Genomic DNA, 21,315 nt, shown 5'->3' on the forward strand with positions numbered 1-21,315 from the left:
TCGAAGGCACCCTCTCCCACAAGGCGAGAGGATGCAGCGCCGCCGCCGCAGCAGTCTGGAATCATCGCAATCCCTACGCCGCGTACACCGAGCCCTTCGGCAGCGGGAACACCGGATCCTGCGTGCGGATATTGGTCGGCCACACCACGGTGATGCGCTCGCCGGCGTTCTGCATCACGACCGGGGTCGAGCGCTCGTTCTGGCCGGACAGCGGCGTGCCCGGCGGATAGAACTTCACGCCATAGCCCTGGATGGTGCCGCCTGCGGGGATGTCGACGTCGAGCGCCGCCTTGCGGATCGCCTCCGGATCGAAGCCGCCATATTTCTCCTTGGCGACCGGCAGCACATTGTTGAGCAGGATCCAGGTCTGGTTGAAGCCCATCGAACAGTGCGGCGGCACTTCGGTCGCATTGGTCTTCTCGCGGTAACGCGCGACCATGGTCTTGGTGAGGTCGCCGATTCCGGGCGCGAGCTTGGCAGGATCGAGCAGCTGCGCCGGCACCGGGTCGATGTTGCAGAAATTGTCGATGTCGGCGCCGAAGGTCGCGCGTAGCTTGTCGAGCTGGCTGTAGCCGGCGCCGGCGCCGAACAGCATCTTGAACTTCAGCCCGCTCTCGCGCGCCTGGCGCAGGAACAGCGTGATGTCGGGATTGTAGCCGGCATGCGAGATCACGTCGGCCTTGGCGCGCTTCAGCTTGGTGACCAGCACCGAGAGATCGGGCGCCGAAGCCGAATAGCCCTCCTTCAGCGCGACCTGCAGCCCGACCTCCTTGGCGAAGGCCTCGTCCGCCGCGGCGACGCCGACGCCATAGGGGCCATCCTCGTGGATCAGCGCCACCTTGACGTCCTTCGGCTCCATGCCGAGCTTGGCCTTGGCGTGCTCATTGATGAAGCTCGCGAAGGCCTGGCCGTACTGGTCGGAATGGATCTGCGCGCGGAACACGTATTGCAGGTTCTTGTCCTTGAACACGGCGGTCGAGACCGCGGTCGTGATCCACAGGATCCGCTTCTGCTGCTCGACCTTGGCGGCGAGCGGCACCGCGTGGGAGCTCGCGAACACGCCGTTGAGGATGTCGACCTTCTCCTGGTCGATCAGGCGATTGGCCTCGTTGATCGCGACATCGGGCTTGCTCTGGGAATCGACGTTGACCGGCGCGATCTTGTACTTGCCGCCGACGCCGCCCTTCTCGTTGACGAGGTCGATCGCGATCTGGGTGCCGATCGAGGAGGCGACCGAGCCGCCGGCGGCGAACGGACCGGTCAGGTCGTAGATCACACCGATCCGGACCGTCTCGGCCTGCGCCTGTGCCCGTGTCCAATCCAAGCTGAAAGCAGCGGCGGCAGCCGCTGAAGTCTTCAGCAGCGTCCTGCGTGAAGTCGGCATCGCGTCCTCCCCTGAGACCGTCGGTTGTGTGACGGGTCTTGCTTGTTTTCGCGGAGTATTGGGAGGCGAGGTCGGAAAGTCAACGCGGCTTGCGGCTGCGGCGTCTTGCGCTTTGGGAGGGGGAGCTTGGCTTCCTACGTCGTCCCGGCGAAGGCCTGGCGAAGGCCGGGACCCATTACCCCAAATATAAATCGTTGCGCGACGCTGGGGCTGCAGTTCCTCTTACAACACGACCCCGTGGTTATGGGTCCCTTCGCCGGGACGACGATGATGGTGGACTGCGAAAAAACCTACTCCATCACCGCGGCATGGTCCGACGGCGCCGACTGCGTGCGCAGCGCGGCCTTGGTCGAGCCGATCATCATCGCGAGCGGAATCGAGACCAGGATGAACAGCATCACCAGCTGGTAGTCGTGCGAGAACGCGATGATCTGCGACTGCGCGGCCACCATCTTGTCGGCCATCGCGCGGCCGGCGTCGGTGTTGAGGTTGATCATGCCCGATACGTCGGGCATCTGCAGCGCGTGGTTGAACGGATTGATCTGCTCCGACAGCTTTGCGTAGATCCGCCGCGAGCCCTCGGTGAGCTGCGCGATCACGATCGAGATGCCGACCGAGCTTGCGACGTTGCGCAGCAGCGTCAGCATCGAGGTGCCGTCGGTGCGCAGGTGATTGGGCAGCGTCAGGAACGAGACCGTCGACAGCGGCACGAACACGAGGCCGAAGCCGAAGCCCTGGATCACGCTGACGACGATGATCTCGCTCGCCTGCGTCATGTCGGTCCAGCCGGTCATCTGGAACAGCGAGGCCGCGGTCAGCGCCAGTCCCGAGATGATCAGCGTGCGCGCCTCGATATAGCGCATCATGCGGCCGACCAGCATCATCGCGACGAAGGTGCCGACGCCGCGGCTCGCCAGCAACAGGCCCGCGGTGATGATCGGATAGCCGATCACGTTTTGCAGATAGGGCGAGGACAGCGCCATGGTCGAATACAGCACGAGGCCCATGACCGTCATGAACACGCAGCCGCCGAGGAAGTTCTTGTCCTTGAACAGCGCGAACTGGATGAACGGCCGGCTCGTGGTCAGCGAATGGGCGAAGAAGAAATAAGCGCCGACCGCCGCGACGACGAACTCGACGAAGATCTCGTTGGATTCCAGCCAGCCGAGCTGCTCTCCGCGGTCGAGCGCGAGCTGCAGCGCGCCGATCGACACCGCGAGCGCGGTGAAGCCGAACCAGTCGAAGCGCAGATTGAGGTCCTGCTTGGTTTCGTCCATGAAGATCGCGAGCCCGAGCACGGTGATGGCGCCGAACGGCAGGTTGACGAAGAACACCCAGTGCCAGGAATAGGTCTCGGTCAGCCAGGCGCCGAGCGAGGGGCCCATGATCGGGCCCATCATCACGCCCATGCCCCAGATCGACATCGCTTTCGCGCGCTCATGCAGCGCGTAGGAGTCGAGCATCACCGCCTGCGACAGCGGCACCAGCGCCGCGCCGAACACGCCCTGCAGCAGGCGGAACAGCACCATCTGGGTGATGTCCTGCGCGAGGCCGCAGAACACCGAGGCGACGGTGAAGCCGGCCGAGCAGATGATGAAGATGCGCTTCCTGCCATAGCGGTTGGCGATCCAGCCCACCGGCGCGGTCATGATCGCGGCGGCGACGATGTAGGAGGTCAGCACCCAGTTGATCTGGTCCTGCGAAGCCGACAGCGAGCCCTGCATATAGGGCAGCGCGACGTTGGCGATCGTGGTGTCGAGCGCCTGCATGATCGTCGCGGTCATCGCGCAGATCGTCACCATGTTCCGGCGCATGCCGGGCACGGCGGATGGTGACGGTGCATTCATTCAGGTCGGTCCTGTTCTCGAGCGTTGGAGCCCCCTCTCCCGCTTGCGGGCGAGGTCGGCCCTCCCCGCGCAAGCGGGAGAGGGGGCGCACTGTTATCGCGGCCGCCGGTTCGGCCTTATCTCACCTATTCTATTCGTGGTCCGGGTGCGCCGAGGCCGGCGCCAGCCCGAGCAGTCCGGCCAGCGTGCGGCGGTGGTTGGTGTCGATCGTCGCGTAGACGCTCATGCCGGCCTTCAGCTTCTTCACGAACGGATCGTTCTCGTCGAAGTAGATTCGCACCGGGACGCGCTGCACCACCTTGACGAAATTGCCGGTCGCGTTCTGCGGCGGCAGGATCGCGAATTGCGCGCCGGTGCCGGGCGACAGCGAGCCGACCTTGCCCCTGAACCGATGGTTCGGGAACGCGTCGACATCGAGTTCAACCGGCTGGCCGACCGCGACATAGGTGAAGTCGCTCTCCTTCGGATTGGCGTCGACCCAGGGATGGTCGACGTCGATGATCGAGAACACCGGCGAGCCGGCGGCGACGAAGCGGCCGAGCTGGATCTGGTCGACCTGGGTCGCGACGCCGTCCATAGGTGCGCGCAGCACGGTGTGGTCGAGATTGCGCTGGGCGTCGTCGAGCTTGGCCTTGGCCTGGGCGTAGGGCGGGAACTGCTCGATCGGCAGGTCGATATCGCCGAGCAGCTGCGTCTTGTCCTTGGAGATCTGCTGCCTGATGTATTGCGCCAGACTCTCGGCCGTCACCTGCGCATTCGCCGCGTTGTCGAGGTCGAGCTGCGAGCCGAAATTCTGCTTGGCCAGCGTCGACTTGCGTTCGACGTCGCGCTTCTTCAACTCGATGCTCTGCTGGGCGAATTCCAGCATCCTGCCGTTGATCTTGATGTTGTCGACCAGGTTGTCATAGGTGGTCCTGGTCTGGTCGAGCGCGGCCTTGGCCTGCGCCACCGCGAGGCGGAACGGCACCGGGTCGATTTCGAACAGCTCATCGCCCTTCTTGACGTGCTGGCCTTCCTTCACGACGATCTTGTCGATCTTGCCGGAGATTTCCGGCGTGATCAGCACCTTCTGCGCGCCGACATAAGCGTCGTCGGTGCCGACATAGCGGCCGCCATTGAGATAGAACACGATGCCGCCGATCGCAGCGAGCGTCGGCAGCACGACCAGCAGCAGCGTGCGGCGATAGCGCCGCAGGCCCGCCATCAGGCGACGACGCGGCGCGCGGCTGGCCTTGCCCGACGGCGCAGGCTCGCCCGGATTGCTCTTCTGCTCGGGGGCCAGCTTGAGGACGGGTTCAGCCATAGCGCTGTTCCTTTCGGGAGGGCTCGCCGGCTGGGGTTTGGACGGCATTGCGAACGTTTTCCTTGATCGATTCCAATTGGGTGAGCAGGCGATACGCGTCAGCGGGGCTGATGCCCTCGAGCGCGGTCGCGGTGAGTTCGGAGCGGAGGCCGGCGAGCTTGCCGAGCAGCGGGCGCGCGGCTTTTTTCAGATAGAGGCGGTTGACGCGGCGGTCGTTCTCGTCGCTGCGGCGTTCGATCCAGCCATTGTCGCAGAGCTTGTCGATCAGCCGCGTCAGCGTGATCGGCTGCACCTCGAGCAGCTCGGCGAGCTCGGTCTGCTTCAGCCCTTCCTGGCGTTCCACCTTGGACAGCACGGCCCATTGCGCGCGGGTGATGCCGTAGCGTGCGGCCTCCTTGTCGGCATAGACCCGGATCAGCCGGAACACTTCGCCCAGCGTAAACAAGAAATCCGTGTCCACGGAACCGCGCATCGATCCTGCCTCCATAAGCTTGGGATATAATAAGCTTGCTTATAATTTCTGCATGCCGGGTTAACGCGAGGCTGCCCCGCTTTGCGGGCATGGCTGCAACGCGGCGGCGGACCGGGGCTGGGCTGCCGGGCTTTGGGAACGGGCGTGCAAATGCTACATATCGGGGCAATGAGCCTGGCCAAGCCGACATTTCCTGCCCCCGACCACGATCACGGCCGCTGCGCCGCGGACGCGATGGCGCATGCCGAGCAGGTGTGTGCGCGTCGCGGCCAGAAATTCACCCCGATCCGCCGTCAGGTGCTGCAGGCGCTGCTGTCGAGCCATCGGCCGCTCGGCGCCTATGAGGTGATCGACGAACTGGCCAAGACGATGCCGCGGCCGGCACCGATTACCGTCTACCGCGCGCTCGACTTCCTGATGGAGAATGGCCTCGTTCACCGCATCGAGAGTCGCAACGCCTTCCTTGCCTGCGCGCATGACCATGACGAGACCTCGATGGTGGCGTTCCTGATCTGCGACCATTGCGGCTCGGTCGGCGAGATCCCGGCCGCACCGGTCGCGCAAAGCCTGACCGCGGCGGCGCGGGCCTCGGGGTTCATCCCGAAACTCTCCGTCGTCGAGATCGCCGGCACCTGCGCGCATTGCCAGAAGACGTGATGGCTGATGCGACTGGAGCGAACGATCGCCGCGAACTCGCTCTGCTCCCTCTCCCGCTTGCGGGGGAGGGTTGGGGTGGAGGCTCTTTCCACGAGTCGCGTCGTGGAGAGAGCCTCCACCCGCCGCGCTCTGGCGAGCGCGTCGACCTCCCCCGCGAGCGGGAGAGGTAAGAAAGCAACGAGCACCTGAGGTCCCTGCTAAGCAACAATAACAGGCCGATAGGCCGGCCCGCGAGGAAACATGTCGACCCAAGCGATCTCCGCCAGCGTCACGAGGCCCGTCAGCGTCGGACACGGGCTGCCGCCCGGCGCCATCGCCGTGATGCTGATGCTGTGCGTGAGCTGGGGCTTCAACCAGCTTGCGGTGAAACTCGCGCTGCCCGACGTGCCGCCGATGTTGCAGGCGTTGATCCGCTCCGCCGGCGCGCTGCCGGTGATGCTGATCGTCGGCCACCTGCGCGGCGTCAAATTCTTCGAGCGCGACGGCACCCTCGTGCCCGGGATCATCGCCGGGCTGATGTTCGGTTGCGAGTTCGTGCTGATCTTCACCGGGCTGGTCTTCACCTCGGCGTCGCGTGCCTCGGTGTTCCTCTACACCGCGCCGTTCTTCGTCGCGCTCGGCTCGCACCAGTTCCTCGGCGAGCGTCTCTCGACCGTGCAGTGGAGCGGCCTTGCGCTGAGCTTTGCCGGCGTCGCGCTGGCGATCGGCGTGCCGCAGCCGAACGTCGATGCCAAGGTGCTGCTCGGCGACCTCATGGTGGTCGGCGGCGGCGCGCTGTGGGCTGCAACCACGCTGGTCGCCAAGGGCACACAGCTACGCAAGGCGGCTCCGGAAAAGGCGCTCGGCTACCAGGTCGCGATCTCGATTCCGATCCTCGGCCTCGCCGCCTGGATCGCGGGCGAGCGCATCGAGCATGTGCCGAGCGCGCTGTCGATCTCGCTGCTCGCCTATCAGGCGGTCTGGGTGGTGGGCTGCACGTTCGTGATCTGGTTTGCGATGGTGAAAACCTACTCCGCGAGCAAGCTGTCCGCCTTCACCTTCGTCACGCCGCTGTTCGGCGTCGTCGCGGCCTATTTCATCATGCACGACACCCTGACGGCGGTGTTCGGCGTCGCCGCGCTGCTGGTGATCGCTGGCCTCTATCTCGTCAACAAGCCCGACCCGAAGGTGACGCCGGATCCCAACGTGCCGGCGTGAGAGCGCGGCACATCATCGGCGGCGAATTGAGGCCGCTTGATGCGGTGTTGATCTACATCAACACTGCCACCGATACTCCGTGAAGCCTCCCATGGGAGGAAGGCCGTGGAGGCGCGCTGATGCCAATCGATGCCACCGATGCAATTGAAGCCGGTATTCGCTCCGCGTTCACCGCATACTCCAAGGAGGATGATCCGGACTGGCGGAGCGCGTGCTGGATCAAGCCGGATGAGTGCTCCCATTTGGCAAGGAGCATCCTGAAGGAATTGGCGGCACGAGGCCTTGAGATCGTCAGGAAGCCGGCTTGAGCGTCTGTTGCTTGGTGCCTCCCGACGGACAACTCAGCAGGAGTTGTCAATGAGGAGAGGGCGGAACGAGATGCAGAGCTGGGCATGTCGCGAGAACGTCGAGATATGACTCACAGGCGTCGCCACATGCTCGCTGTCGTCCCGGTGCAGGCCGGGACTCATAACCACCGAAGGTGATTGTTGCGCGACGCCGGGGCCCCAGCTTTCCTCACCACCCAATCCTGGGGCTATGGGTCCCGGCCTTCGCCGGGACGACGCGTGGAGAGAGCCGCGCTTGCCCCCGCTACCCCGTCTCGATCGGCAACTCTGCATCCTTCGCCCATTCACCCATCGAGCCGTCGTAGAGCGAGAGATTGTCGTAGCCGAGCCGGTGCAGCTGGAACAGGTCGATGGTTGCGGAGATGCCGCCGCCGCAATAGGCGACGACGCGCTTGTCCCTGGTGATGCCTTGCGCGACGAAGGTTGCTTCGGCCTCCTCAAGCGGCACGAACGTCTTGGCCTTGGGATCGATCAAGGTCGCCGCCGGCACGCTGACGCTGCCGGGAATGCGGCCGGGCCGGCCGTAACGGCTCGGCTCCAGTCCCTTGTAGAATTGCGGGCCGAGCGCATTGACGATGACGGTGTCGCCCTCCGTGGTCGCGGCGAGCACGTCATGCTTGTCGACGAACATGCCGTCCTTGGGCCGCGCCGGAAACGTCGCCGGCGGATAGCCGCCGGCAAGCCCGGTCTCGATGTCGCGTTCCTCGGCGGTCCATTTGTCGATGCCGCCGTCGAGCACCGCGGCACCTTCGAAGCCGAGCGAGCGCAGCATCCACCAGAACCGCGTCGCCCACATTGCGGTGCCGATCGAATAGAGCACGACGCGGCTCTTCGCCGAGATGCCGTGGCGGCCGAACGCGGCTTCGAGCTGCGCCGTCGGCGGCATCATGAAGCGCAGCTCGGTACGGGCCTCGGAGAATTCGGCCTGCAAATCCAGGAAATTCGCGCCCGGGATGTGGCCGGCCTCGAACGTCTGGCGGCCCGAGACGACAATATACGGAACGTTGCTGCCGGCAGGGGCAGGCTCCAGATAGGTCGTGCAGTCGAACAGGCGAAGGTCCGGCCCGGTCAGGATCTCGGCAAGTTCCGCCGTGGTGATCAGCTCGCTGTGGCCGGCCATTTCACGTCCTCCCGGAATGATCTTAAGGCAATGCTAAGATGCGCGAGATCACATGAAAAGCTGTCACTTTGCCCTTTGATTCACCCCAATCCGGTCCAATATAGCTGGGCATGCAGGACGCCGCTGCATGGCTTGCGTTTGGCCTCAATCGGCGCCATAAGCTGTTGAATTCACTCCGAAACATCACCGTTTGGCCCGTCTTGCGCGCGGCCCATCGCCCCCTTGGTGAATGTCACCAAAACCTGATATTCGAGACGCCATGAACAAGCCCGAGATTTTGCCGCAGGACGACGTCGCCGGCCCCGCGCCGCGGCACCAAACCACGCAGGTCATGGTCGGTAACGTCGCCGTCGGCGGCGGCGCGCCGATCGTCGTGCAGTCGATGACCAACACCGACACCGCCGATGTCGACGGCACCATCGCCCAGGTTGCCGCGCTCTCCCGCGCCGGCTCCGAGATGGTGCGCATAACCGTCGACCGCGAGGAAGCCGCCGCTGCGGTGCCGCACATCCGTGACGGCCTGCGCAAGCGCGGCATCACCACGCCCCTGATCGGCGACTTCCACTATATCGGCCACAAGCTGCTCGCCGAATATCCGGCCTGCGCCGAGGCGCTCGACAAGTACCGCATCAATCCCGGCAATGTCGGCTTCAAGAACAAGCGCGATACGCAGTTCGCCGACATCATCGAGATCGCCAACAAGAACGACAAGCCGGTGCGCATCGGCGCCAATTGGGGCTCGCTCGACCAGGAGCTGCTCACCAAGCTGATGGATGAGAACACGGCCTCCGCCAATCCGCGCGATGCCCGCGCGGTGACCCGCGAGGCGATGGTGCAGTCGGCGCTGCTGTCGGCGGCGCGCGCGCAAGAGCTCGGCATGCCGAAGAACCGGATCATCCTGTCGGCGAAGGTCTCCGCCGTGCAGGACCTGATCGCGGTCTATCAGGAAGTGGTGCGCCGTTCGGATTATGCGATCCATCTCGGTCTCACCGAGGCCGGCATGGGCTCGAAGGGCATCGTGGCCTCCTCGGCCGCGCTCGGCATCCTGCTGCAACAGGGCATCGGCGACACCATTCGCATCTCGCTGACGCCGGAGCCCGGCGGCGACCGCACGCTGGAAGTGCAGGTCGCGCAGGAATTGCTGCAGACCATGGGCTTCCGCACCTTCGTGCCGCTGGTTGCGGCCTGCCCGGGCTGCGGCCGCACCACCTCGACCACGTTCCAGGAGCTGGCGCGCTCGATCCAGGATTTCATCCGCGACGAGATGCCGGCCTGGAAGACCAAATATCCGGGCGTCGAGCAGCTCAACGTCGCCGTGATGGGCTGCATCGTCAACGGCCCCGGCGAATCCAAGCATGCCAATATCGGCATCTCGCTGCCCGGCACCGGCGAAGCGCCGGCCGCGCCTGTCTTCGTCGACGGTAAGAAGTTCCGCACCCTGCGCGGCCCCGGCATCGCCGCCGACTTCAAGGCACTGGTGATCGACTATATCGACCAGCGCTACGGCAACGGCGCCAAGCTGCCGGAGCAGGCCGGCGCCGCAGAGTAGTTTCACTCCGCGCGTGACCCACACTCAACCGTCGTCGCGGCGAAGGCCGGGACCCATAACCACAGACGGTGGTTGTGGAGCGAGATGTGGGTTACCAGCCTTCGCAATAGCTGAACCCGTGGTTATGGGTCCCGGATCTGCGCTCCGCTTCGCTGCGCTTGTCCGGGACGACAGATATGTTTGGGGCGCAGATTGCGCTTCCGTCGATGCGCGTTACCATGTCCCCAATCAAGAATGATTGGGAGAACGCCCATGAGCTCGCTGTCCGGCAAGCAAGGCCCGCGCTACCGCCACCTCGCCGACCAATCCGAGCCCTATGAGACCATCGGCGTCGAGAAGCTGACGCCGATCATTGGCGCGGAGATCTCCGGCGTCGATATCGGCAAGCTCGTCGGCGACGATGCGCGCTCCAACCGCCAGATGGACGAGATCCATCGCGCGCTCGCCGAAAACCTCGTCATCTTCTTCCGCGACCAGCACATCAGCCCCGACCAGCATCTCGCCTTCGGCCGCAAGTTCGGCGAGCTGCATGTGCATCCCGCCGCGCCCAATGAGGGCGATCCGGCGCTGATGAAGATCTACGCCGACAAGGATTCGCCGCGCGCCAATGGCGAGGGCTGGCACACCGACGTGTCATGCGACCTCGAGCCGCCGATGGGCTCGATCCTATACATCAAGCAGTGCCCGCCGCGCGGCGGCGACACCCTGTTCGCCAACATGTATGCCGCCTATGAGGCGCTGTCGGACCGCATGAAGGCCTATCTCGACGGGCTGACCGCGCTGCATGACGGCGAGCAGACCTATCGCGGGCTCTATGCGAACTACGGCGTCGCCGACAAGCGGGAATATCCCCGCGCCGAGCATCCGGTGGTCCGCACCCATCCGGTGACCGGCAAGAAATCGCTCTACGTCAATCGCGGCTTCACCCGCTTCATCGTCGGCATCCCGCGCGACGAGAGCGACGCCATGCTGGCCTATCTCTACCAGCACGCCGAGAACCCGCTGTTCCAGTGCCGCTTTCGCTGGACCGAGAACGCGATCGCGTTCTGGGACAACCGCTGCGCCCAGCATCGCGCGATGTGGGATTACTGGCCGCACACCCGCTCCGGCACCCGCGTGACCGTGAAGGGAGAGCGGCCGGTGTGAGGAATTGCGCAGGATGGTGAGCGGGGCGAAACCCATCATCTCGCCGCTTGGATGCAAGTGATGCGTTTCGCTTCGCCCCACCCATCCTGCAAATGAAACGAAAACAAAATCGGGAGACCGCCCATGCTTCGCGCCGAGGACAACAAATTCCTCACCGAATCCGGTGAGGGGACCGGCATGGGCGAATTGCTGCGGCGGTTCTGGATTCCGGTGCTGCTGTCGGAGGAACTGCCGGAGCCGGACAGCGATCCGAAGAAGATCGTGGTGATGGGCGAGGAGCTGCTCGCCTTCCGCGACACGAGGGGCGTGGTCGGCGTCATCGACCAATACTGCCCGCATCGCGGCGCCAATCTCTGGCTCGGCCGCAACGAGGAATGCGGCATCCGCTGCGTCTATCACGGCTGGAAGTTCGACACCGACGGCCGCTGCGTCGACATGCCGACGTCGTATCCCGACCTCAACGCAAAGGACCTGATCCGGATCAAGTCCTATCCGGTGCGCGAATGGGGCGACATGATCTGGGCCTATATGGGCCCGGCCGATCAGATGCCCGAACTGCCGGCGCTGGAGATGGCGCTGCTGCCGGCCTCGCACCGCTTCGTCACCAAGAAGTGGCAGGACTGCAACTGGGTGCAGGCGGTGGAAGGCTCGATCGACACCGCGCATTTCACCTTCGCGCATCTCTCCTTCGAGAAGGAGGAGAACGAGATCCTCGACATCAAGAAGCATTTCGTGAACCCGCTGACGCGGGTCGCGACCGATCACATGCGCTGGATCGCCGAGGACCCGCGCCCGGTGATCAAGATCAATCCGCATGAGGCGGGCCTCACGGTGGCGGGCGGACGGCTCACCGGCAGCGACAATATCTACTGGCGCATCGCCCAGTTCCTGATGCCGTTCCACAGCTACGCGCCGAGCTCGATGCCGGGCGAGAACATGTTCGGCCAGACCTTCGTGCCGGTCACCGACACCAATTGCTGGATCTACACCTATGCGTGGAATCCGCACCGCCCGCTGACCGATGCCGAGCGTGAAGGCTACGCCAACGGCAATGGCGTGATGGCTGTGGTCGACGAGAACTACGTGCCGCTGCGCAACAAGGCAAACGACTATCTGATCGACCGCAAGCTGCAGCGGACCAAGAGCTATACCGGTATCAAGGGCGTTTCCGAACAGGACGCCGCGGTGCAGGACAGCCAGGGCCCGATCGCCGATCGCACCCGCGAGCATCTCGGCCCGACCGATCTCGGCATCATGCATTTCCGCAAGCTCATGATGGAGGCGGCCCGCGCGCTGCAACAGGGCGAGGCGCCGCCGCATGCTCAGCACCAGGATCGCTACACCGTGCGCTCCGGCGCCTGTGTCACCAGCAAGACCAAGGACTTCACCGCTGTGATGATCGAACGGTTCGGCGATCCCGCCGGCTTCGTCGGCGGTCCCGGCCAGAACGCCGCCGCGGAGTGATCACCGCCGTCGTCCCGGCGAAGGCCGAGGACCCATAACCACGGCTATTCGCTACTATGCCACGCTGTGGCCCCAACCTTCGCCAAACCGGCAACGATGGTTATGGGTCCCGGGTCGCGCTTCGCTTGCCCGGGACGACATCGGGGCTACAACGGAATCCTTCGATACTCGCGGTTGGCGAGGCTGGCTTCCTCGAGGTCGAGGTCGCGCTCGATGCGCCGCCTGGTCTCGTCGGTGATCTTGCCGTCGCGCAGCAGCATGTGGATGAACTTGCGCTCGGAGGCGATCAGCTCCCGCGTCAGCTCGGTGCCGGTGGCGGAGACGTCGTGGGTGTCGGGGTTGAGCGAGTCGGGCAGCTGGTTGATGCGGATCTCGTGCCGCGAGCGCAAGAGCTTGATCACCTCGTCGGAGAGCTCGCGGTCGTCAGTAATGGCATCGAGCGACTTCAGCGCGGCGTTCAGCGCCTCGCGTCGCGCCGCGATCTCCTGCTCGTGCTCGGCGATGTGCTCGCTGCGGCCGTCCTTGGCGAGGCCGAGCCAGCGCACCACCAGCGGCAGAGTGAGGCCGAGCCCGACCAGCGTCACGAAGATCACGCCGAAGGCGACGAACAGGATCAGGTCGCGATACGGGAAGGCGTCGCCGCCGGGCAAGGTCAGCGGCAGCGCCAGCGCCGCGGCGAGCGAGACCGCGCCGCGCACGCCGGTGAAGGCGACCACGAACACCGCCCGCCACGACGGCAGCGGATCGCGCGCGCGCACTTGGGCGCTGATCCAGCGCGGCAGATAGGTGCCGGGAAACACCCAGACGAAGCGCGCGACGATCACGATCACGGCGACCAGCACGGTGGCGGTGAGGATGTCGTGCAGCGGAAACGACTTCGACCTCTCGTACAGCGAACGCATCTGGAAGCCGGTCAAGAGGAACAGCAGGCCCTCGATCAGATAGATGATCAGGTCCCAGAAGAAGATGCCCTGCAGGCGCGTCGCGGCCGAGATCAGCAGCGGCCCGTTCCAGCTCATGTAGAGGCCGCAGGCGACGGTCGCGATCACGCCGCTGCCGCCGAAATGCTCCGGGATCCAGTAGGCGAGATAGGGCGTGATCAGCGACAGCGTGATCTCGACCTGCGGATCCCTGGCGCGGCGGCGGGCACGCAGGCTGAGCCAGCCGACCGCGGTGCCGAACGCGATTTCGCCGGCGACGATGACGAGGAACGTGCCGGTCGCCTTCGGCAGCGAGAACAGCCCGGTGGTGATCGCGGCGAGCGCGAAGCGGTAGAGGATCAGCGCGGTCGCGTCATTGGCGAGCCCTTCGCCCTCGAGCACCACCAGGATGCGGCGGGGCATGCCGAGCTTGCGGGCGATCGCCAGCGGCGCGACCACGTCCGGCGGCGCGACGATGGCGCCGAGCAGGAAGCCGATGCTCCAGGGCAGGCCGATCAGATAATGGGTCGCGGTTGCGACCATGAAGGCGGTGAAGATCACGCAGCCGACCGACAGCAGGATGATCGGCCGCAGGTTGGCCTTGAACTCGCGCCAGCTCATCGCAACGCTCGCCGAATAGATCAGCGGCGGCAGCACCACCAGCAGCACGAGCTCAGGCGGCAGTTCCAGCGACGGCATGCCCGGCACGAAGGCGAGCACGATGCCGACCAGCAGCAGCAGGATCGCGGGCGCGATATCGGTCCGCCGCGCGACCAGGGCGGTTCCCGCCAGCACGCCGAGCAAAGTGAGAAAAATCTGAAACTTGGCTTCCATAACGGGCTCAATTCGCCCGGAAACCACCGCCAGTCAATGCGGTCCGGCCGGAGCCGGACCGCGGGGGCGTGTCACAAAGCCGTCGCGGAGCGCGCAGCTCCCGGTCGATCAATCCCTGAGGTCGTAGCGGTACGATTTCGAGACGATTTGCCAGCCGTCGGCGAGCTTCATCGCCACCAGATAGTCGGTGAAATAGCGCGGCGGCAGCTGGCAGCGCACCTTGATGAAGGCGGTGTTGTCGTCGGAGCGGTCGATGGTGACGATAAAATCCTCGCGCGCCTTGCCTTCGGCCTTCGCCGAGGTGCGCTTGCGCACCAACGCAAGCCAGTCCGGCACGGTCAGGACCTTCAGCTCGCCTTTCTCAACCCAGCGCAAATCGGCGCTCGGATGAAAAGCCTCGGCGAGCTTGTCGGCATTGCTCTCGTAGAGACCGTCGAAATAGGTTTGCACGACGCTTTCGACGCTGGATCGATCTTGGCTCATTGGTTGGTCCTCCCGGCAGCATTGGATCGGGGTAGGATTTAGGCATGAACCGCCGGATTGCGCCATGGCCGGCAGCAAAATTCCGCGTGAGGAGTAAGTTGTGACCGCATCTGCAAATTCGAACGAGCATATCTTGACCGGCGAATGCTTCTGCCGCGACGTGCGCTACGAGGTGGCCGACGCGTTTGCCTATGCGCTCAATTGTCACTGTTCGAACTGCCGGCGCACTACGGGCTCGGCGTTCAAGCCGTTCGCGGGAATCGCGCGCGACAAATTCACCGTGGTCAGCGGCGCTGACGGGCTCCTGATCTATGGCGATGAGCTCACCCACGACGCGCATTGCGGCCGCTGCGGCTCGCTGCTCTATTCGCAGGTCCGCGCCGGCGCCTATGTCCATGTCGCGATGGGCACGCTGCGCGACGCGCCGGCGATCCGGCCGACCGCGCACATCTTCGTCGGCTCCAAGGCGCCGTGGTACGCGATATCGGACGATCTGCCGCAATATCAGGAGCACGTGACGCAAGGCGGGGAATAGATTCGCGCGACGTCATCGGCGTGTAGCTTGTCGTCCTTGCCGACCGCCTTGCGCACGGCATCTCATCATGTACCGGCGGCGCAGCTAGATCGCGCTCGCGGCGATGTTTACCATCAGGGCGAGCAGCGCGGTGTTGAACACGAACGAGATGATGCCGTGCACGGTCGCGGTGCGGCGGATGATCTTGTCGGTGATGCCGACGTCGGAGACCTGCGCCGTCATGCCGATCACGAACGAGAAATAGACGAAGTCCCAGTAATCGGCGTCGACATGCTCCTCGCCGCTCGGAAACTGCAATCCGCCGGGCGTCTTGCCGCGATAATACTCATGGGCGTAGTGCAGCGCGAACGCGGTGTGGACCATCGTCCATGACAGCGTGATGGTGACGATTGCCAGCGTCAGTCCGGCAGGGCTGCCTTTGGATGCGCCGAGCTCGAACACGATGGCTGCGAGGCTCGCCAGCGCGCCGAACGCGGTCAGCAGCAGGATCAGGAAACGGCCATCGTCCTGCAGCATGGCGCTTCGCTTGATATGGGCGACGCCACAGCGCAGCATCATCACATAGGCGAGCACGAGATAGAGCGCGGCGAAGGCATCCCAGCCCGCGAGCAGGCGCGTGACGATGCGCGGTGCTCCCGGCACCAATAGCGCAGCGAGGACGCCGAACGCGATCGAGCCGAAGGTACGCGGCCGGCCCACGACGACGCGGACCGGCAGCGGCAGCTTGCGGAAGCGAACAAGGCGGTCGTCGATCTCCCTGTTCATTTCGCGCGTTGCCTTCGGCTAGTTCTTGCGCTCGGCGACGAAACGGGCTGCCGCGCGCAGCACGTCGCTGCGGTCGCCGAACACCGACAGCGCGGCGTCGGCGCGCGCCAGGAGGTCGCGGACGCGCTGCTTGGCGCCATCGATGCCGAGCTGGGTGACGAAGGTGGTCTTGCCGAGCGCGGCATCAGCGCCGGCCGGCTTGCCGAGCGCGGCGGCGTCGCCCTCGACGTCGAGCAGATCGTCGGCGATCTGGAAGGCTTCGCCGAGCGCTTTGCCGTAATCGTCGAGCGCCTGGTATTCCTTCTGCGAGGCCTGGCCGAGGATCGCGCCGGCGATGCAGCCGAAGCGGAGCAGCGCGCCCGTCTTCATCTGCTGCACGCGCGCGACGTCGACCGGCTCGCGGTCGCCGAAGCGGCCTTCGCCGGCGAGGTCGAGGATCTGGCCCCCGGCCATGCCGCCGATGCCGGAGGCGCGCGCCAGCGCACGGGTCAGGAGCAGGCGGACCTGGGCGTCCTTGTGGATCGCATCGCGGGTGATGATGTCGAAGGCGATGGTGAGCAGCGCGTCGCCGGCAAGGATCGCGGTGGCGTCGTCATAGGCCTTGTGCAGGGTCGGGCGGCCGCGGCGCAGATCGGAATTGTCCATCGCCGGCAGGTCGTCGTGGATCAGCGAGTAGCAGTGGATGCATTCGAGCGCTGCGCCGACCAGCAGGGCGGCTTCGCGCGGGACGCCGAACACCGCCGCGCTCTCGACCACGAGGAACGGCCGCAGCCGCTTGCCGCCGCCGAGGCTCGAATAGCGCATGGCCTCGATCAGCCGCTTCGGGCGCACGATCTCATCGCTTTCGGTCGCGTCGGACAGCAGATTGGCGAGCAGGGCTTCGGTATCCTCCGCGGTCTGGTCCAGCCGCTTGGAAAACTCTGCAGTACCGGTCGTCATTTAAGAATTGCTCCAGATCGATTTGCGGCCGGACAATCGTTGATGGCATCGGCTTCGTCAATTCCCGCCCTGCGACGGAATGCGCCTTAAAAGTGCTGGAAAAACCGTGAATTATCCCGCAGACGTCGACGGCGCCGGCCGTGTTCTGGCGGGCGGGTCGCAAATCCTTCCTGGAATGGTCCTCCCCGGAAACCCTGTTTTGCGCATCGTCCGAATTTTGTTGCTGCTTTTGCTGGCCCTGCTGTTGCTGCCGTATCTGGTGACGCCGTTCTACCGCGCCGGCCATCCGGTTTCGGCGCTGATGGCCTGGCGGAGCCTGCGCGGGGCTCCGGTCACGCGGCATTGGATCGATTTCGGCGCGATATCGCCCTATCTGGTGCGGTCCGTGGTCGGCTCGGAGGACGCCCATTTCTGCAAGCATCGGGGCGTCGATTGGGGCGCGCTGCGCGAGGTGCTCGACGACGCCGAGGATGGCGAGGTGGCCCGTGGCGGTTCGACCATCACCCAGCAGGTCGCCAAGAACCTGTTCCTGTGGTCCGGCCGCAGCGTGATCCGCAAGGGGCTGGAACTGCCGCTGGCGCTCTGGATCGATCTCGTGCTGCCCAAGCAGCGGATCCTGGAAATCTACCTCAATATCGCGGAAATGGGCCCGTCCGGCCAGTTCGGCGCCGAAGCCGGCGCCCAATATGCCTTTGGCCGGTCCGCCGCGGGGCTGTCACCCCGCGAGGCCGCGCTTTTGGCGGCGATCCTGCCGAATCCGGTCAAAAGAAGCGCCCGCAACCCCGGCCCGGGGGTCCGCAGGCTGTCCGCCACCTATATGGTCCGGGCCAACTCCGTAACGCGCTGCTGGCGCGAAAATCGCGGCTCCTGAGGCCGATTTCGGACGCTTTTTGCTGTCTCCGGCCCTAGCTTTACGCAGTGCCTTCCTCTATAAGCGCGGCCTTACCGGCATCGCAGCTGGCGCTTTGAAGCGCTGTGCGCTCGTCCCCATTTCGGACGATGCCTCCGCAACACCCCTAGAGGACACCGTCATGGCCGTTCCCAGAAGAAAAACCTCGCCGTCGCGCCGTGGCATGCGCCGTTCGGCCGATGCGATCAAGACCCCGACCTATGTCGAGGACAAGGACTCCGGCGAACTGCGCCGTCCGCACCACCTCGACCTGAAGACCGGCATGTACAAGGGCCGCCAGGTCCTGAAGGCCAAGAAAGAGTCCTGATCGGACATTCGGCCTGCGCGCCGCAGCCATGCGGCGCGGCGCCCGAATTCGGCCAACGAGTGCGGTCAACACGGGCGCGTCTGCGGTGAGGCCAATGAGCATCGCCGCATTGCTGGTTCTCCCTGAATAAGGCGCAAGCCCCGATGGTCGGTTTTCCGCTGCTGCTCGTTCCGCTCGCGGTCTACAACATCATCGCCTTCCTGATGCCCGGCGTGTCCTTCACGGACCCGCTGATCAGGCTGACATTGCTGTCGGGCGAGCAGTGGCAGATCACGCTCAGCGACATGCTGCTCGCCGCCGCCGTGCTGCTGTTGCTGCTCGAGGTCATCAAGGGTGCGCGCCCCGGCGCGAAATATCTCACCGATCATCTGCTGTCGCTGATCGTGTTCGGCGCCGCCGCCGCCGAGTTCGTGCTCTGGCCGAAATTCGGCAACTCGACCTATGGCCTGCTCACGCTGCTGGCGCTGGTCGATTTCATCTCCGGAATTGCGCTGCGGACCCGCCGCCGTGCGGTGGTCGTGCCTGCGGCACCGAGCGTCGGCAGGGCGCAGCCCGAAGCGCCGCAGCCCGCGCCGGCAGAGGCGCCCGCGCAGCGTTCCGAGCCCGCGCCCGTCGCCGCGCCGGCGCCCGCTGCTCCGCCGCCAGCTGCGCCCGTTCCGCCAGCGACGTCGGTTGCGGAATCCGTGCTGCTCGATCAGTCCGCGCCGAAGCCGACGGTCGCTTCACCGGATTTGCAGCCGGGCGGCCATCCGCCGTCGGACGCGCCGCAGCGCTGATATTTTCTAGAGCGTTTTCAAGCGAAGTGGGTACCGGTTCGCGTGAAGAAAACGCGTCAAAAAAGATCTAGATGATCTGTCGGGTCCGCCGCGCCACGCTGCGGCGCTCGTCGACATGCGGGCCGTAGGCGCTCTGCGCGTCGGCCAATGACCCACGCCGCTGCCCGCGCGTCTGCGGTTCGTGTGCGGCGGTTGCGATCAGATGAGCCACAAATGACGGATCGGCATGCGGCAGCGGGATCTTGGGCGCCCAATGGGTGGTCGCGGCCAGCGGCACCAGCGCCGTGCCGGCCGCCGCAGGATCGCCGGTGAACTCACCGTCGAGGATTTCCGATCGATCGATATCCGGCATCGTCTGCGACCCGTTGGAGCGTCATAGTTTGGGACGTTGCGTCCCTCCGCAACACCCTCGTGGCAAAGGTCATGCCCGCCGTCCCCAGTTCGTTCCCGGCCAGTCGAAAACGTGGTTTCCAGATTATTTATCAACTTCACCTAGCGTTGGATTCGCCGGAACCACTATCTTGAGAGCGTGTAGAATCACCGGGCGCCGTCCCAAATCGAGACATGTTCGATGCTCCCTGTCCCGCCAGCTGCCAGCATCCTCGCCTCGCTCGGCCAAGCGACATTCGCCTGGGACCTGGCGAGCGATGCGATTGCCTGGAGCGACAATGTGGCGGCGGTCTTCCCGGATATCCCGGTCGCGGCGCTTGCGAGCGGCGCCGAGCTCGCAAGGCTGATCGAGCCGTCGCGCTCGGTGCGATCCGATGCGCTCGGTGCGCCGGCGCCGGTGCGCAGCGGAAAGGGCGTTCCCTACCGGATCGAATATGGCGTGCGGGCCGTTACCTCGGCGCCGGTGATCTGGATCGAGGAGACCGGCTGCTGGTTTGCCGGCGCCGACGGCAGGCCGGCGCGCGTGCAGGGCGTCGTCCGCATCAACAATGAACGGCACGCCCGCGACGAGCAGCTGCTCAAGCTGTCGCGGCACGATCCGCTGACCAACGAGCTCAACCGCACCCATCTGATCGCCTCGCTCGCCGAGACGATGGAGGAGTGCGCGCGCTTCCGCTCCTCCTGCGCCTTCATGCTGATCGGCATCGATCATCTGGCGCGCGTCAACGATGCCTTCGGCTTCGATGTCGCCGACGCCGTCATCGCCGAGGTCGCGAAGCGGATTCGTGCGCGGCTGCGCAGCGGCGACATGCTCGGGCGCTTCTCCGGCAACAAGTTCGGCCTGATCCTGCGCAATTGCACCGTCGACGATACCAATGTCGCGGCCGAGCGCTTCCTGGCCGCGGTGCGCGACGAGGTGGTGCCGACCAAGTCCGGCCCGGTGTCGGTCACGGTCTCGATCGGCGCCGTCACCCTTCCGCGCCATGCGAGGTCGGCGGAGGAGGCGGTCAATCGCGCCCAGGAGACGCTGGACGCCGCCAAGAGCCGCCGCGCCGGATCGTTCGCGCTGTGGAAGCCCAATGTCGAGCGCGACGCCCAGCGCCGCGTCAACATCCGCGTCACCGACGAGATCGTCACCGCGCTGAACGAGCGCCGCATCGTGATCGGCTTCGAGCCCGTGGTCGATGCGCGCCTGCGGCAGCCCGCGTTCTACGAGTGCCTGGTCCGCATGGAGCAGGACGACGGCCGCGCGCTGCTCGCGCCCGATATCGTGCCGGTCGCCGAGCGGCTCGGCCTGATCCGGCTGGTCGATCACCGCGTGCTGGAGCTCGCCATCGCCGAGCTCGCCGCCGCCCCCGGCGTACAGCTCAGCCTCAACATCTCGCCCGACACCACGATGGATCCGGACTGGTGGGCCACCATCGAATCCTTGATGCGCGCGCATCCCGGCGTCGGCGAGCGGTTGATCGTCGAGATCACCGAGACGGTCGCGATCCAGGATATCGACGACGTGCGTGGCTTTGTCACGCGCCTGAAGAACTTCGGCAGCCGGATCGCGATCGACGATTTCGGCGCCGGCTACACTTCGTTCCGCAATTTGCGCAAGCTCGGCGTCGATATTGTCAAAATTGACGGCGCCTTCGTGCAGAACATCGTACGTTCGGCCGACGACCGCGCCTTCGTGCAAACGCTGATCGATCTGGCGCGCCGCCTCGAGATCAGGACGGTCGCCGAATGGGTGCAGGACGAGGAAGCCGCCGTGATGCTGCGCGAATGGGGCTGCGACTTCATCCAGGGCCGCCTGATCGGCCTCGCCTCCCCGGACCGCCCGTGGAATGTGCCGGCGGAGCCGGTTGTCCCCGCCACGGGCTGAGCCAGCTCGTTAGACTGCGCCGGCGAAGGCCGGAACCCATACGCCGCGGCTTCTCGATGAAGCGATCTGGCAGACGCCTCGTTCAAACAACCGACAT

General features: G+C 65.4%; 21 protein-coding genes. 11 read left to right on the top strand and 10 right to left on the bottom strand.

Annotation, left to right across the window (positions count from 1 at the left end):
• Positions 1–73 precede the first annotated feature (73 nt).
• The 4 genes from E2I15_RS32910 to E2I15_RS32925 form a co-directional block, all read right to left on the bottom strand.
• Positions 74–1,384 carry an ABC transporter substrate-binding protein gene (locus E2I15_RS32910; protein WP_137482863.1) on the bottom strand — a complete coding sequence of 437 codons (1,311 nt, stop codon included), beginning with the start codon at positions 1,382–1,384 and terminating at the stop codon, positions 74–76.
• A 290-nt stretch (positions 1,385–1,674) separates the two neighbouring features.
• Positions 1,675–3,231 carry an MDR family MFS transporter gene (locus tag E2I15_RS32915; protein ID WP_137482862.1) on the bottom strand — a complete coding sequence of 519 codons (1,557 nt, stop codon included), beginning with the start codon at positions 3,229–3,231 and terminating at the stop codon, positions 1,675–1,677.
• A gap of 130 nt (positions 3,232–3,361) precedes the next feature.
• Positions 3,362–4,534, bottom strand: a complete 1,173-nt coding sequence (locus E2I15_RS32920; protein WP_137482861.1) for an HlyD family secretion protein — start codon at positions 4,532–4,534, stop codon at positions 3,362–3,364.
• The gene (locus tag E2I15_RS32925; protein ID WP_085970781.1) at positions 4,527–5,006 is read right to left on the bottom strand and encodes a MarR family winged helix-turn-helix transcriptional regulator; all 480 of its coding nucleotides are present in this window, start codon (positions 5,004–5,006) and stop codon (positions 4,527–4,529) included. The genes E2I15_RS32920 and E2I15_RS32925 overlap by 8 nt, the downstream gene beginning before the upstream one ends.
• A 168-nt stretch (positions 5,007–5,174) precedes the next feature.
• Here E2I15_RS32925 and E2I15_RS32930 point away from each other — a divergent pair, with 168 nt between their 5' ends.
• From E2I15_RS32930 to E2I15_RS32940, 3 genes are all read left to right on the top strand, one after another.
• The gene (locus E2I15_RS32930) at positions 5,175–5,663 is read left to right on the top strand and encodes a Fur family transcriptional regulator (protein WP_026191999.1); all 489 of its coding nucleotides are present in this window, start codon (positions 5,175–5,177) and stop codon (positions 5,661–5,663) included.
• A gap of 240 nt (positions 5,664–5,903) precedes the next feature.
• Positions 5,904–6,860, top strand: coding sequence for a DMT family transporter (locus tag E2I15_RS32935; protein ID WP_170991753.1), 957 nt, complete (start codon positions 5,904–5,906; stop codon positions 6,858–6,860).
• A 119-nt stretch (positions 6,861–6,979) separates the two neighbouring features.
• Entirely contained in the window at positions 6,980–7,168 is a 189-nt protein-coding gene (locus E2I15_RS32940; protein ID WP_137482860.1) for a hypothetical protein, read from the top strand.
• A gap of 283 nt (positions 7,169–7,451) precedes the next feature.
• Here E2I15_RS32940 and E2I15_RS32945 read toward each other — a convergent pair whose 3' ends face one another.
• Positions 7,452–8,327 carry a sulfurtransferase gene (locus E2I15_RS32945; protein ID WP_137482859.1) on the bottom strand — a complete coding sequence of 292 codons (876 nt, stop codon included), beginning with the start codon at positions 8,325–8,327 and terminating at the stop codon, positions 7,452–7,454.
• 259 nt (positions 8,328–8,586) lie between these two features.
• On the opposite strand from E2I15_RS32945, the gene ispG reads away from it, so the two are divergent.
• The 3 genes from ispG to E2I15_RS32960 all read left to right on the top strand — a co-directional run bounded on the left by ispG (position 8,587) and on the right by E2I15_RS32960 (position 12,486).
• Positions 8,587–9,876: a flavodoxin-dependent (E)-4-hydroxy-3-methylbut-2-enyl-diphosphate synthase gene (gene ispG, locus E2I15_RS32950; protein WP_137482858.1), complete on the top strand. Its 1,290-nt coding sequence runs from the start codon at positions 8,587–8,589 to the stop codon at positions 9,874–9,876.
• A 252-nt stretch (positions 9,877–10,128) separates the two neighbouring features.
• Entirely contained in the window at positions 10,129–11,022 is an 894-nt protein-coding gene (locus E2I15_RS32955) for a TauD/TfdA dioxygenase family protein (RefSeq protein WP_028343560.1), read from the top strand.
• A 123-nt stretch (positions 11,023–11,145) separates the two neighbouring features.
• Positions 11,146–12,486 carry a Rieske 2Fe-2S domain-containing protein gene (locus E2I15_RS32960; protein WP_137482857.1) on the top strand — a complete coding sequence of 447 codons (1,341 nt, stop codon included), beginning with the start codon at positions 11,146–11,148 and terminating at the stop codon, positions 12,484–12,486.
• Positions 12,487–12,632: 146 nt separating this feature from the next.
• On the opposite strand, the gene E2I15_RS32965 is transcribed toward E2I15_RS32960, so the two are convergent.
• Positions 12,633–14,240: a Na+/H+ antiporter gene (locus E2I15_RS32965; RefSeq protein WP_137482856.1), complete on the bottom strand. Its 1,608-nt coding sequence runs from the start codon at positions 14,238–14,240 to the stop codon at positions 12,633–12,635.
• 108 nt (positions 14,241–14,348) lie between these two features.
• Positions 14,349–14,723: a nuclear transport factor 2 family protein gene (locus tag E2I15_RS32970; protein ID WP_137482855.1), complete on the bottom strand. Its 375-nt coding sequence runs from the start codon at positions 14,721–14,723 to the stop codon at positions 14,349–14,351.
• 100 nt (positions 14,724–14,823) lie between these two features.
• Here E2I15_RS32970 and E2I15_RS32975 point away from each other — a divergent pair, with 100 nt between their 5' ends.
• The gene (locus tag E2I15_RS32975) at positions 14,824–15,258 is read left to right on the top strand and encodes a GFA family protein (RefSeq protein WP_137482854.1); all 435 of its coding nucleotides are present in this window, start codon (positions 14,824–14,826) and stop codon (positions 15,256–15,258) included.
• Positions 15,259–15,342: 84 nt separating this feature from the next.
• Here the strand turns inward: E2I15_RS32975 and E2I15_RS32980 are convergent, their stop codons facing one another.
• Positions 15,343–16,023 (bottom strand): DUF1345 domain-containing protein, encoded by a 681-nt coding sequence (locus E2I15_RS32980; protein ID WP_018269206.1) that lies wholly within the window; start codon positions 16,021–16,023, stop codon positions 15,343–15,345.
• Between the two features lie 18 nt (positions 16,024–16,041).
• Positions 16,042–16,962 (bottom strand): polyprenyl synthetase family protein, encoded by a 921-nt coding sequence (locus E2I15_RS32985; protein WP_137482853.1) that lies wholly within the window; start codon positions 16,960–16,962, stop codon positions 16,042–16,044.
• 199 nt (positions 16,963–17,161) lie between these two features.
• Between E2I15_RS32985 and mtgA the strand changes: the two genes are divergently transcribed.
• The 3 genes from mtgA (at position 17,162) to E2I15_RS33000 (ending at position 18,955) form a co-directional block, all read left to right on the top strand.
• On the top strand, positions 17,162–17,833 hold the full coding sequence (gene mtgA, locus E2I15_RS32990; RefSeq protein ID WP_137482852.1) for a monofunctional biosynthetic peptidoglycan transglycosylase: 672 nt from the start codon (positions 17,162–17,164) through the stop codon (positions 17,831–17,833).
• 160 nt (positions 17,834–17,993) lie between these two features.
• Positions 17,994–18,179, top strand: a complete 186-nt coding sequence (gene rpmF, locus E2I15_RS32995; protein ID WP_021077536.1) for a 50S ribosomal protein L32 — start codon at positions 17,994–17,996, stop codon at positions 18,177–18,179.
• Between the two features lie 143 nt (positions 18,180–18,322).
• The gene (locus E2I15_RS33000) at positions 18,323–18,955 is read left to right on the top strand and encodes a hypothetical protein (protein ID WP_137482851.1); all 633 of its coding nucleotides are present in this window, start codon (positions 18,323–18,325) and stop codon (positions 18,953–18,955) included.
• A 67-nt stretch (positions 18,956–19,022) separates the two neighbouring features.
• Here E2I15_RS33000 and E2I15_RS33005 read toward each other — a convergent pair whose 3' ends face one another.
• Entirely contained in the window at positions 19,023–19,307 is a 285-nt protein-coding gene (locus E2I15_RS33005; protein WP_137482850.1) for a hypothetical protein, read from the bottom strand.
• A 219-nt stretch (positions 19,308–19,526) separates the two neighbouring features.
• Here E2I15_RS33005 and E2I15_RS33010 point away from each other — a divergent pair, with 219 nt between their 5' ends.
• A complete protein-coding gene (locus E2I15_RS33010) occupies positions 19,527–21,218 on the top strand; it encodes a bifunctional diguanylate cyclase/phosphodiesterase (protein ID WP_137482849.1) in 1,692 nt (563 codons plus the stop codon).
• Positions 21,219–21,315 lie beyond the last annotated feature (97 nt).

This window comes from Bradyrhizobium sp. BR2003 (genome assembly GCF_009720285.1).
In the GTDB taxonomy this organism is placed as follows: Bacteria; Pseudomonadota; Alphaproteobacteria; order Rhizobiales; family Xanthobacteraceae; genus Bradyrhizobium; species Bradyrhizobium elkanii.